10 protein-coding genes and 1 pseudogene are annotated in these 12519 nt (G+C 47.0%); 8 read left to right on the top strand and 3 right to left on the bottom strand.

Translation table 11 applies throughout. The features are described from left to right. Window positions 1-117: 117 nt before the first annotated feature. Window positions 118-763, top strand: a pseudogene (locus CZ379_RS19925) (MerR family transcriptional regulator). A 56-nt stretch (window positions 764-819) separates the two neighbouring features. Here CZ379_RS19925 and CZ379_RS19920 read toward each other — a convergent pair. Together CZ379_RS19920 and CZ379_RS19915 are read right to left on the bottom strand one after the other, a co-directional pair. Next, window positions 820-2217, bottom strand: coding sequence for a M6 family metalloprotease domain-containing protein (locus CZ379_RS19920; protein WP_110933218.1), 1398 nt, complete (start codon window positions 2215-2217; stop codon window positions 820-822). Between the two features lie 108 nt (window positions 2218-2325). Further along, complete coding sequence (locus tag CZ379_RS19915; RefSeq protein WP_456093804.1) at window positions 2326-4212, bottom strand: rhamnogalacturonan lyase; 1887 nt, start codon at window positions 4210-4212, stop codon at window positions 2326-2328. A gap of 1346 nt (window positions 4213-5558) precedes the next feature. Here CZ379_RS19915 and CZ379_RS19910 point away from each other — a divergent pair. Together CZ379_RS19910 and CZ379_RS19900 are read left to right on the top strand one after the other, a co-directional pair. Then, a complete protein-coding gene (locus CZ379_RS19910) occupies window positions 5559-6245 on the top strand; it encodes a phosphoribosylaminoimidazolesuccinocarboxamide synthase (RefSeq protein WP_110933217.1) in 687 nt (228 codons plus the stop codon). A gap of 540 nt (window positions 6246-6785) precedes the next feature. Next, on the top strand, window positions 6786-7148 hold the full coding sequence (locus CZ379_RS19900; RefSeq protein WP_110933215.1) for a VOC family protein: 363 nt from the start codon (window positions 6786-6788) through the stop codon (window positions 7146-7148). Here the strand turns inward: CZ379_RS19900 and CZ379_RS19895 are convergent. Then, entirely contained in the window at window positions 7135-7785 is a 651-nt protein-coding gene (locus CZ379_RS19895; RefSeq protein WP_110933214.1) for a copper amine oxidase N-terminal domain-containing protein, read from the bottom strand. The genes CZ379_RS19900 and CZ379_RS19895 overlap by 14 nt on opposite strands. A gap of 140 nt (window positions 7786-7925) precedes the next feature. Here CZ379_RS19895 and CZ379_RS19890 point away from each other — a divergent pair, with 140 nt between their 5' ends. From CZ379_RS19890 to CZ379_RS19870, 5 genes are all read left to right on the top strand, one after another. Beyond that, window positions 7926-8378, top strand: a complete 453-nt coding sequence (locus CZ379_RS19890) for a RidA family protein (RefSeq protein WP_110933213.1) — start codon at window positions 7926-7928, stop codon at window positions 8376-8378. 156 nt (window positions 8379-8534) lie between these two features. Further along, complete coding sequence (locus tag CZ379_RS19885) at window positions 8535-9239, top strand: response regulator transcription factor (protein ID WP_110933212.1); 705 nt, start codon at window positions 8535-8537, stop codon at window positions 9237-9239. A gap of 1 nt (window position 9240) precedes the next feature. Further along, entirely contained in the window at window positions 9241-10638 is a 1398-nt protein-coding gene (locus CZ379_RS19880) for a sensor histidine kinase (RefSeq protein ID WP_110933211.1), read from the top strand. A gap of 78 nt (window positions 10639-10716) precedes the next feature. After that, a complete protein-coding gene (locus CZ379_RS19875; protein WP_110933210.1) occupies window positions 10717-11268 on the top strand; it encodes a hypothetical protein in 552 nt (183 codons plus the stop codon). Window positions 11269-11377: 109 nt separating this feature from the next. After that, complete coding sequence (locus CZ379_RS19870; RefSeq protein WP_324616486.1) at window positions 11378-12481, top strand: FtsW/RodA/SpoVE family cell cycle protein; 1104 nt, start codon at window positions 11378-11380, stop codon at window positions 12479-12481. The last annotated feature ends 38 nt before the right edge of the window (window positions 12482-12519 follow it).

Raw genomic sequence — 12519 nt, 5'->3', positions numbered from 1 at the left:
CGGTCATGAATGGGGTACGCATGCCAGTAACACGGCCGATATACGCATGCTAGTAAATACGGCCTTGACTCTCCTGTTAGGGGAGGCTGTAAAGTGGAATTGAAAGGAGGAAGCTGAATGCTCTACACGGTAAAAGAGGTCTCTTCGCTGTCCAGCGTAACGCTCAAGACGCTGCATCATTATCATAAAATCGGCCTGCTCTTGCCGCGAGAGATTAGTGAAGCAGGGTACCGTTTGTATGGACAAGAGGAGCTGGAACGATTGCAGCAAATTTTGTTCTACCGCGAATTGGAATTTCCGCTGGAACAGATCAAGCAGCTTCTCGAACGAGAGCTTGAACGCTTATCCGTTCTTAAACAGCAGGAGAACCTGCTTCTGGCTAAACAGAACAGGCTGCGGACAGTCATTGACACATTGAGGCAGTCCATTCATTGTATGGAGAAGGGAGAACCTATGGATAATTCGGAGTTGTTTAAAGGCTTTGCCAACGAGGAAGAATGGCGGGAAGCTCTGGAAGAGCACAATGCACACCCGGAATTTACAAACGGGCGTCATGCATAGCAGCCCGGAAGTTGGGCAGCTGATCCGCAGCCATTTGGACTTTATGAACCGTCACGGCCATGCCGTATCGGCTCAAGACTTTGCGGCGCAGACGCGTTTTTTCCTCAGCGATTCGTTTCATTTGCAGATGCTTGAAGGGCAGCAGACAGGGCTGGCGTACTATCTTGCGGCAGCGGCCGAGTCTTTTGCGGTTGAAAAATAAAAAAAGTCCGGCTTTAGCAAGCAAACCGCTGAAAGCCGGATCTTATTATCTAGTTATCATGTCCTCTCTTCAATTTCGATATCAAGCTTAATTTCCTTCGTTTCCGGGTCATAGGCAATATTCTTCAGCGATATACCCGATGGCTGTCCTGGAAAGGATGTGGATATATTTCCATGATCCAAAACCTCCGTCTTGTTGCTGCTTCCCGGGAAAGGGTCGCCCCGATCACCGCTATTTCGGTCATTCGGATCATTCAAGTCCTCATTTCCGTCCGCCTGAATCAGATACATGCCGGGTGCAGAGCTTCTCGTTTGATCACGATCCTCATCGATTCGCCATACTAACAGGCCTTCGCCCGGCAGTTCACCGTCGAATTTCTCTCGGATTCTGTTCTCCAGCAGAAGATATTGATTGCTCGCGTAACCCGGCCCTTTAATTTTGACCACTTTGCCATCGGCCGATGTCACCGGGAGCAGCGTCAGCCCGCTCCGGCTTTGATGAATCTTCTCGTCTTCAATCCATCCATGCTGCAGTTTATGGAGCCCTGCCGGATGAACCGGACGCATCTCCCTGCCGGCGTAGGAGCCGCTGGCCATCACATCCCACATCCCGTTGCCGTCCCAATGATCACCGTCCGAACCATAGTTCGGATCATAGAAGTCATCCCATTGGAAAGCCAGATGCCCAAGCTCATGCGCGCACACCCCGAGCAGAGCTTCCTGAGGCACCATTAAGTAAGTAACGGCGGTAAGCCCCGAGGCAACTTCTTTGGGATTGACCATTTGCCATTTATGGGACCAAATGTGATTTCCACTCAGCGGCGGAAGGATTTTTTCAGCTCCGCGTCCGGCATGGACGATAAATAACGCCGTAATCGTACCATTGTCCAGGGCATCCAGATTGGAAGAAAAAGAAACACCGTGGGCCAGAGCGGCATCGACAGCATCCTCAGCGAGTTTTCTGGCATCCCGCGGATAGTATTCCCGGTTGAGCTTATCGGTGAGACCTGAGTTGCCGTTCGTGTAGTAGCTGTAGGCCTGAGGCATTCTGAGCCAGCCATGCACTTCGCCGTGGATTTGTACCAGCCCACGGCTGACCTCGTCATAATAATCCGCCATACTGCCGGTTGTGTGGGTACTGCGGGAGAAGAGCAAGTCTTCATAATGCTCTTTGGAAAGCGTACCCGGCATGTCGGAAAAATCAACGAGAAGCACCTTGACGTTCAGCTCCCCGGTAACCGGTTTGCGCGGCGTATGGATCAGCTCGGCCCCCGCAGGAGGCATGCCTGTTACATGGTCATCCATCCCCGGATGGTTATGGGCAGGGTTCTGGTAACCCCTGGCGATCAGAAACTGGTTATAGGTAAAGCCGGCTGGTTTCCAGTTTCTTTGAAACTCATTAACTAAATAAGCAGTAACCTCCGGCGAGGGTGGGACTTGGCGTAATTGGTTCATGATGATTCTCCTTTCTATGATTTAGAATGGATTAATCAGCATTTGAATATGCAAAAGAGAGGATTCTACCCTCCCTCTCTTAAGCGTTGACGGCATGACTGCAGAGTATTAATTACCTGGCAGATAAATATTTGGCTTGGGCGGTGAACTCATCCCGTCGCCGAGATAGAATCCCGTATGCGGAGGCTGGTTGTAGGCAACGTTCTGCCAGGCCACACTCAAGCGGTAAACGGGATCATGCATTAAAGTATAGATGCGGTGGGGAGTCACGTCAGTCGTCGTGTAGATCCGCAGTGCAGTATTGTCAGCAGTTCTCCAGATGGCTTCCTCCCGCCAGTCGCCGAAGATGTCGGCCTGAAGGCTCGGGTTGCCTTTAGTGGAGTTGTTAGACGCCGTTCCGGTAGCTGTCAGCAATCGCTGCGTGGTGCTTTGACTGTAGTTCCATTTGTCGATTTTGCCCGTTCCGCCAGTATGATCCAGCAGCTCTCGCAATAAGTCACCATCCCACCAAATGGCGAAATTGGTGGAGTTCGGCGTTGCATCGCTGATTTTTACACCTTTTACGGAGTGGAGGCCGATGCCGGAAGCCCATAGCTCCGTCCCCTTTGTCCGCGGATCGATGTCCGCTGCAAGACCTCGGCCGATATCCGCTCCGGTACGAATGCCCCAATAGATCTGACCTGTAGCGGCATTATGAATTTCTGCCCCGTATGCTGCGCTGGTCGATTCGTGAACGCCGAATACTTCAAGCCCGGCACGGTCAGGATCCAGGTCGCTCACATGAAGCGCGTCGCCATGTCCGAGCCCTGTCGTGTAGATCCCCTTGCCGTTGTCATCAATAACCGCAGAGCCATAAATGATCTCATCTTTGCCATCGTTATCGACATCGGCGACGCTAAGGCTGTGATTGCCTTGGCCGGCATAAGCACTGTTGCCGGACGCGTTCGAATCGAACGTCCAAAGCTTGGTGAGCTTTCCATCCCGCCAATTGTAAGCAACGAGCACAGTTCGTGTATAGTATCCGCGAGCCATCACGAAGCTTGGACGCTGCCCGTCAAGATAAGCGACTCCGGCGAGAAAACGATCCACCCGGTTGCCGTAGCTGTCTCCCCAGTCGGAAACTGTACCTCTAGGCGGCTCATAGTTGACGGTCGTTAAAGCTTCGCCGTTGCTTCCTTTAAACACCGTCAAAAATTCGGGCCCAGACAAGATATACCCGCTGGAGTTGCGGTAGTCCGCACTTGCATTGCCGATCGTTTTGCCAACACCGTCCACCGTTCCGTCAGCCGTCTTGAATACGACTTCCGCTTTCCCGTCCCCGTCGAAGTCATAGACGAGAAATTGTGTATAATGGGCGCCTGCGCGAATGTTCTTGCCAAGATTGATCCGCCATAGGCGAGTACCATCGAGGCGATAGGCATCGATGATTACCGGACCCGTGTAGCCGGATTGGGAATTGTCCTTGGAATTGGAAGGATCCCATTTGAGCACGATTTCATAGATTCCATCCCCATCCAGATCGCCTACACTTGCATCATTTGCACTGTACGTATAGGCAACCCCATCCGGTGTAGTTCCGCCGGGCGGCTGCTGAATCGGGACGGTTAAATAATTTTGTCCCCAGACGCTCGCCGTCTCGGAAGCCGCTTGCTCTTGCCCGTTCAGAACTGCTCTTACCGTATAGGTGGAGCTGCTAGTCCCTTGCGGATCAATATAGTTGGTGCTGTTTGTAATGGGACTGGCATTGACTTTGGTGCTTCCCCGGTAAAGATTGAAGGCGATATTATCCGGTTCGATGCCGAACAAACGCCAGCTTACAAAAACTCCACTATTAACTTTTACCGCAACCACGCCGCGCTTCAGCGACTCCATTTGCCTGGCAGATGCTGCATGAGAGGCAGAGTTTCCTCCGAAGAGGAATAAAGGCAGCGCTAATAGAAGTACCAAAAAGCATTGCATTGATTTTCTTCCCGTGATTCTCGTAGAATAGTTCATGTGCAAACCTCCTTAATTTTAATTAAAATGATTTTTGTTACTTAAAAGGAAAGGGCTTACATAATGAAATAATAAACATAAATGTAATTATTTACAATAGTTTTTAATTAAAATAATATAAAATATTGCAAAACAAATATCATTTATAAAAAGTCTAAAGTAATTCATAGACTTGTATTAGCTATATAGGTAATCTATTGAATTAGTCAACTGCTTGGATTCTTCAGGCAATTGATCAGCACGTCGTATTTTTACGTATAAATTCCAAATGAAACAAAAAGTCTCATTATATGGTAGTTTCGTTGGATTCCTTTAAAGTTAGTTAGCGATATAATAGGATTTGAATCGGGCCGATTCTATATTGCTAAGAAGGGTGGATGAACATGAATTTGAAGAAATTATTTTCAGTCCTCTTTGCTGTTATATTAATACTGGCTATCTCCCAAAACTCTTTTGCTTACTCGGGTATAGCAGATACAAGGGAAACAGCAATTAGCATTAATGACATAGGTGCATATAGTTCCATATAGTTCCTCATTAGACTATAATGATGTCGATTGGTTTAAATATTCGAATACATCAGGATTAAGGGAAGTTCTTAATTTACATTTATATTCTTATTCTCTAGGACAGCCTGCAAATTTTGATATGTATGTTTATTACACAGAATCTAACGGTAGTGAAGTTGTTTTGAATCCTTACGAGATTGGGCCAAATGAGGATTTTGCTGCCGTAGTTGTTCGTCCCGGAACTACCGTTTATATTAAAGTAGTCGGACACACAATCTATGATTTTGGAGATATAAAATCATATACACTCACTAAGAATATCACTTATTAAAATACAAGTTACTTGGCACCCAATCGGGTGCTTTTTTCATGTCCTCGGAGCCGATCCGGGGGCTATTTTGGATTGGGGGAGAGGAATGGATTTGCGGCAACTGTAGGGCTTAGTGGCGATCAGCGGCGCCATACTTGGCTGGACTGATCGGTCGCGCCAGTTCAGTCAGGCCAAAAGGTCTTAGGGTGGAAATTAAGAAGCTCTATGTCAGGACATTATGAAGAATTACACGACGAAGTGATAAGCCTTAATCCTCCTAATCCTTACTAGCGGTATGCTGAAAAAATGTTATAATCAATTATCAAGTAAACATAAAGTGCTGAATAAACCACTTAAAAAATCACGAAAAATCACATTATCGGCGAGCGTAGGCGAATATAGGTGTATAAGAAAGGATAGATTGCTCAGAAAAGCCGACTTTTACAACCTAAACGTACACTAACGATCGCCAGCGTTACTACCAGAGCTATATTGTAAAATATTTTAACGAGAAAGGATCAACAGGAATGAAATTGGTCTACACAGGTAAAACAAAAGATGTATATGCTTTAGAAGACGGGAACTATTTGCTGAAATTCAAGGATGATGTGACAGGCGAGAACGGCGTATTCGATCCGGGTGCCAACACAGTTGGACTCACGTTGGAAGGCGCGGGAAAAGCAGGTCTCCGATTGACAAAATATTTCTTTGAAATACTGAAGGAAAAAGGAATTCCTACACACTATATAGATGCTGATATTGACAATGCCACGATGACTGTAAAACCGGCTACCGTATTTGGCAAAGGACTTGAAGTCATCTGCCGCTACCGAGCGGTGGGGAGCTTCTTGCGCCGTTATGGCATGTATGCCCAGGAAGGGCAGGTGTTGGACGCTTTCGTGGAGGTTACGATTAAAGACGATGAGCGCCAAGATCCGCCGATTTCTGAGGATGCGCTTGATATGCTGGGATTACTATCCTCCGCCGAGTATAAGGTGTTAAAAGAGCTGACTCAAACGGTTGGTGACGTGGTTAAAGCTGAGCTCGCGAAGAAAGATATTGAACTGTATGACATCAAGTTTGAATTTGGTCGAGTCGACGACGGCGCGCAAATCGTGTTGATCGATGAAATTTCCGGCGGAAATATGCGAGCCTATAAGAATGGCCAATATGTGGAGCCGCTGCAGTTGGAAAAGTTAATCGTCGAAGGTTAATTGTGCTGATATAAAGAATACGATTAGATATCGCAAGGATCCGGCTTCTCAGGCCGGGTCTTTGTTCTATTATTTGAGGATGGTTATCTGAGCAATCCAAATTCCGAAGTTCATCCGAAAGGAGGCAGATAGATGATGAATTCTGAATTAGAACATGAAGAAAGCCGCATGATATAAGCATTTCAGAATGAAGTGTTCTTGATGTATAATCATGGAAGAAGTTTGCGCAGCGCAGAGACTCAGCCAAAGAGAATGACGATCTTGGGCTGGGTTATTTTTATATGGAGAAGTGAAATGAAGGTATATTATTACAAGCTTCCGGTAATGAAAATGTCGGCTGCTCCCGTAAAATTGGCAAGCGAGAATGGAGATGACAGCGGCTGCATGACAAGAACATTTAAAAGTCGCTTTAGCAAGGCTATGAGTTGAACTATAGATAGCTGGGAAGTAAGCTTTTGGGCGGAAGCCGAGCAATGCACTATTCAGTTGACCGATATGTGGGTATGGTTTGGAAGGAACAAGATGAAGGAGGAGATGAATATGATCAAAGGCTTTCATCATGCACAAATCACAATACCAAAGGGGATGGAGGAAGAAGCGAGGAAGTTTTACTGCGGGGTGCTGCTTCTGAAGGAAATACCGAAGCCGGAAAGCTTGCAGGGAAGAGGCGGCTTCTGGCTTCAAGTAGGTAATCAGGAACTGCATGTCGGGACTGAAGATGATGTGAACCGAGATTCTACCAAAGCTCACTTGGCGTACGAGGTGGAGGATTTGAAAATCATTTGGCAGCAATTAGAGGACAACGGCATAAGAACCCTGGAATCCATTCCGATCCCAGGGTATGAAAGATTCGAGTTCAGGGACCCGTTCGGCAATCGGGTCGAATGCATTAAGGCGTTGTAATCGTAATCGTACTCGATTGCGGATCCCAATCGACGTCGGCATCGAAGGATTCAGCAGCAAAGCGGGCAGGCACCATCGTATATCCATTGATTACAATTGGCTTGGCCTGTAATGTAAGCTGCTTGTCTTGCTTCCTCGCTATTGTGCTGTCTACGGTCAGTTCAATGATTGTGTCGTCTTTAGCGGCGGTGATTTTCTTAGTGGCCTGATCCCACTCTATCGTCGCGCCAAGAGCATCGAACATGTTTTTCAACGGAATGAGTACCGTGCCATTGACGCTAACTGCTTTTTGATCCAAGGGTACGACATGGCCATTCACGATTAATGTAATGTCTACCGTGGTATAAGCTTTTTTAGGTGCGGTATTTTTATGGTTTGTGTTGGTTTTGGTCGAGGAGTTATTCTTGGTGGAAGTGCTTGATTTTGTCGTCGTGGTCGTCGTGGATTTTGATTTTGAACTCGAATTGGTCGTGCCGGAATTATGGTAGTGATAGCCGCTGCAAAGACCTTTTTGCTTCGATTTCTCGGAGCAGTTATGTCCGCCGTTGGCATCGGTTCTCCCCGAATGGGCCAGAGCCGCCGTTTGAGCGGAGAGCAGCAAAGTCAGACAGACAACAAGAACTACAATCTTTTTCATCGTACAGCCTCCTTATGAGTCATCATATTTACATGTATTACTAAATTATATCGGAATATCGCGTCAAGTGATTAAATGATCAAGAATGCAGGGAGTATTAGGCTTGATCGAATAGAGAGTGAACTGGAGGATTTATGCTTATGAGCACTACCGAGGAAAGATTGAAGGCTCTGAATATTACGCTGCCTGCCGCCAGCGATCCAGCGGCGAAGTATGCAAATTACGTCATCGTCAACGGGCTGATGTTCGTGTCCGGGAAAGGCCCGCGCGGCAACCCAAAAGGGAAGCTAGGGCTCGACTTTACCACGGCTGAAGGGTATGAATTCGCTAGACAAGCCGGAATCGAGGTGCTGGCTGTTCTGAAATCAGCTCTAGGATCTTTGGATCGGGTGAAAAGGGCGGTTAAGGTACAGGGGTTCGTCAATGCAAGCGCTGAGTTTGAGGAGCACCATAAGGTTTTGAACGGCTTCTCTGATTTGTTAATGGAAGTGTTTGAGGATAGAGGGAGCCATGCGAGATCGGTATTTGGCGCCGTCTCAGTGAGAGATAATTTACCGATTATTGTGGACTCCATTTTTGAAGTGGAGGAATAGAGGATGAAGACATAACCCATTCAGTTCTAGCGGACTGATTGGGTTATTTTTGATTGAAAATGCTTAAGTTGCTGTTCGGGAGCTTTTTGCATGATGGTTGGTTTAGTGTTTTAATAGGAATGATTCATTGAACGAACACGCTTCTGGGAGGATATGATGGATTTGAACAACCGTAACCACGTGCTTATCGTGGAGGACGATGATCATATACGGCGATTTATCGCGATTAATTTGGAGGACAGCGGGTTTCAAGTTTCTGAAGCAGCGGAGGGAGAGGCGGCGCTCAGAAACTTTACGGCAAATCGGCCAGATGTGGTCGTTCTCGACATAATGCTACCGGATTTTGATGGCTTTGAAATTTGCGGACGGTTAAGAGAGATTGATTCAGAGGTCGTGATCGTCTTTCTAACGGCACGGGGGCAGGATTTGGATAAAATCAAAGGACTGGAGCTGGGGGCGGACGATTACATCGTCAAGCCGTTCAATCCGCTGGAGCTGACAGCCAGAATTCGAACAGTGCTGCGCCGTACTCGCAAGATAGGGGAAACGTCTAATAATATTTTGGAATCGGGGGAAATTCGCCTTGATCTAACCGCTAACAAGCTATATAAGCTTGAGGAAGTAATCGAGGTTACTCCAAAGGAGTTTCAGATGCTGAGGGCGTTCCTGGAGCATCCGGATGTTGCTCTGTCGAGAAATGAGCTGTTAAATCTTGTTTGGGGCGAAGATTATGTCGGTGATACGAAAACGGTGGATGTCCATGTGAGGAAGCTGCGGGAGAAATTGGAGGAGCACAGCTCCGAGCCGCAGTTGATAGAGACCGTTTGGGGCGTGGGATATCGCTGGAGGAAGGAAGATTGAGTTGGGCATACGCAAAAGACTGGTCGGAAGCTATCTTCTGGTCATTCTGATTACGGTTATTACCCTCGAAGCTATTTTAATCACAGGTGTCAACTATTACTACTATCACAATATTGAAGAAATTTTGGTAAATCAGGCGGAGTTATCGGCTGCTTTCTATGAACAATACTTTGCCGACGAAGATTTAGAGCCGCAGGCTGAACGATTAATGAACGGATTTTCGCATAATTCATCTGCGCAGGTGCAAATTATCGGCTCTTCCGGGACATTGCTTCAAGACTCGACAGGACAGCAGGCTGGGCTTAGTTTGCTGGGTTATCCCGATGTACGGAGGGCAGTTGCCGGTAAGGCTGAGACCTGGCGCGGGCATGATCCGTCTGCGGAGGAAGAGATTCTGGCTGTATCCTACCCGTTGCTGCAAGCCGATGGCCAAGCGGCTGGTGCGGTGCGATTTGTAACTTCCTTAACGGAAACAAAGGAAGCGGTTAGGCAAATCGCGGTCATCTTTATAGTCGTAGGTCTAGTCGTCCTTGCGATCGTTGCCGTTGTCGGCTTTTTTCTATCCGGAACGATTACAAACTCTATCACGGGACTGAAGCAGGCAGCAGAGAAAATGGCGGACGGGGACTTCACCGCACGAGCGGCAAAGCCGTATGAAGACGAACTCGGAGCACTGGCGGACACGTTGAATACGATGGCTGTCAAAATACAACAGCATGACCAACTCAAAAATGATTTTATTTCTTCGGTATCTCATGAGCTTCGTTCGCCGTTAACGTCGATTAAAGGCTGGGTCGTTACGCTAAAAGCGAACTTGCTGAAAGGCAAGATTCCACTTCAGGAAGGCCTGGACATTATTGATCTGGAGACAGACCGATTGACGCGTCTTGTCGATGAGCTGCTGGATTTTTCGAAGTTCGAAGACGGGCGCATGGTATTGGACTGCTCCCCGGTTCCTGTGAAGGAATTTTTGATAAATGTCAGTCAGCAGCTTCGGCCAAGGGCGGTCAGACAAGGCATTCTGCTGGAGGTCGAACTATCGGAGGCACTGCCAATCATTTCAGCTGATGAGAACCGTTTGAAGCAGGTCATGATTAACTTGCTCGACAATGCGCTTAAATTTACGGAACCGGGGGGGAGGATTGCCCTTTCCGCTTATATGTCAGAAGAGCAGGTTATCATTACCGTTGAGGATTCGGGGGCAGGCATCGCCGAGCAGGACATCCCGAAGATGCTTCAGAAATTTTATAAGGGAAACCATAAGATGAGCGGCAGCGGGCTGGGTCTAGCCATATCGGAGCAAATCATTCAACTCCATCAGGGATACATAACGATCCATAGCGAACTGGGTAAAGGAACTAAGGTGATGATTTGTCTTCCTAGGGGCGGGATAGAGTAATTTTAACTATTCCATAACCTTTTGCCGCGTTAAACCATTTAGAATAGAAAAAAGAATATGTAAGGAGCAGGACGCAACATGTCGAATAGGCGCATCATCATTAGTTTAGTGACCGTTGTCTTGTTTACGTTTAGCGGATGCGGCATGCCATCTTTGCCAAACGACTTAATTTCGGCCCCGAATTCAAAAGTCCATTTTCCAATGGACGATGACATGTTGACAAGCCTTCAAGCTCTGCTGCCTGAAGGTGCTCGGCTGCTCACTACGCCCGGCGGAGCAGGGAATCACGGCATATCATATGGGGATTTAGACGGGGATGGAATGAATGAGGCCGTCGTTGTCTATGAAGAGGATGGAGGCCGTGAAAAAACGCTTAAAGCGGCTTTGCTAATGCGCAGCAGGCACGAAACTTGGCAAATCGTATGGCATGGGGAAGGAAGCGGCTATGGGTTGGATTATGCGGGAATCCACGATGTGGACAAAGATGGGGTTGCCGAAATCCTCTTGGGCTGGACATTAGGCGAGGGTGTGAACGGGCTTGATATTTATGAATGGGATCGAAGCACATTGAAGCTGCAGGATCGAAGAAGTTATCACGAAAGTATCGACTTAACCGATATGATGAATTAATTTAAGATAACGATTCGGTATCATGAATCGTTTTTTTTAGTTTTTTTGGGTAAGACGTTTACTTTGGAAATTGAGGTCAGCGATGATTTTTCTCGAGAAGCTTAAAAAAGTGGATAAGGCAACAGTGTTTATTATCATGGGTCTGAATGCCATAGGAACTGTGGCGGTGTACGGGGCTACAGTCGGGACAAAGCTAGAAGGCTTGCATAAGAATAGCTTGCTGCTTATTGCTCTGTCCATGCTCCTGATGCTGCTGGCAGCTGTGGTTAACTATAGAGTGCTTTTTGGCAAGCTTATTTATGTTCTGTATTTGCTCGGGATAGGAATGCTGGTCTTCGTCCAATTTAAAGGAGAAAATCTGAATGGCGCGGTTCGATGGTTAAGTATCGGCTCGTTCAAGCTCCAGCCTTCCGAACTCGTTAAAATATTCACAATTCTGCTTGTCGCCCATATGCTGAGCAAGCGGCAGGGCAAGAAGCTTCGCTTAATTCAGGATGTCCTTCCGGTCTGCCTCATTTTTTTAATTCCGATTTTGCTTATTATGAAGCAGCCTGATTTAGGCACGGCGCTCGTCTTTGTCGGTGTACTGCTTAGCATGCTTTGGATGGGGAATATTCGCTTGAGGTATATGTTCATATTCATTAGCAGCGCGGTTATTCTAATCGGCACAATGATTTGGCTGTACTATGCCAATAACGAATTGCTGTCCAAAGTGATCAAGCCCCACCAAATGTCAAGAATACAAACATTTCTAGATCCAACGAGCGACCCCGATAAATCGTGGCATGTAAAGAATGCCATGATGGCGATCGGGTCAGGGAGCTTGACTGGGGATAGCGGATTTTTCTTGGAGCAGGGGTATATTCCCTATGCTTATTCCGACTCTATATTCGTCGTGATCGGCGAGAAATATGGTTTTTTGGGCTCAGCTGTATTGCTGCTGTTATATTTTCTACTGATTGCACGTTTGGTTAACATTGTGATTGACAGCAAGGATTTAGCCGGTTCATATCTAGTGATTGGAATTACAGCCATGTTCGTTTTTCAAATTTTCGTTAATATTGGGATGCATATCGGACTCGTTCCCTTAACGGGGATTTCGTTGCCCTTCATCAGCTATGGAGGCAGTTCGTTAATTACGAATATGATTGCGATCGGTCTGGCTTTGAGTGTGAAGCTGCATAATGATGAAATGACAGTGCCTTTACCGTGATTGATACAGAAGTGAAGTGGAAGCGAGGAAATGGAATG

The sequence above is a fragment of the Paenibacillus bouchesdurhonensis genome, assembly GCF_900155685.1.
GTDB classification, from domain to species: Bacteria; Bacillota; Bacilli; order Paenibacillales; family Paenibacillaceae; genus Fontibacillus; species Fontibacillus bouchesdurhonensis.
This window is presented reverse-complemented; position numbering and strand designations above follow the sequence as displayed.

Coding starts and splice junctions, on each gene's coding strand:
- CZ379_RS19885 (WP_110933212.1), top strand. CDS start 8,535: ATGGATTTGAACAACCGTAACCACGTGCTTATCGTGGAGGACGATGAT.
- CZ379_RS19895 (WP_110933214.1), bottom strand. CDS start 7,785: ATGAAAAAGATTGTAGTTCTTGTTGTCTGTCTGACTTTGCTGCTCTCC.
- CZ379_RS19915 (WP_456093804.1), bottom strand. CDS start 4,212: ATGAACTATTCTACGAGAATCACGGGAAGAAAATCAATGCAATGCTTT.
- CZ379_RS19890 (WP_110933213.1), top strand. CDS start 7,926: ATGAGCACTACCGAGGAAAGATTGAAGGCTCTGAATATTACGCTGCCT.
- CZ379_RS19920 (WP_110933218.1), bottom strand. CDS start 2,217: ATGAACCAATTACGCCAAGTCCCACCCTCGCCGGAGGTTACTGCTTAT.
- CZ379_RS19910 (WP_110933217.1), top strand. CDS start 5,559: ATGAAATTGGTCTACACAGGTAAAACAAAAGATGTATATGCTTTAGAA.
- CZ379_RS19875 (WP_110933210.1), top strand. CDS start 10,717: ATGTCGAATAGGCGCATCATCATTAGTTTAGTGACCGTTGTCTTGTTT.
- CZ379_RS19900 (WP_110933215.1), top strand. CDS start 6,786: ATGATCAAAGGCTTTCATCATGCACAAATCACAATACCAAAGGGGATG.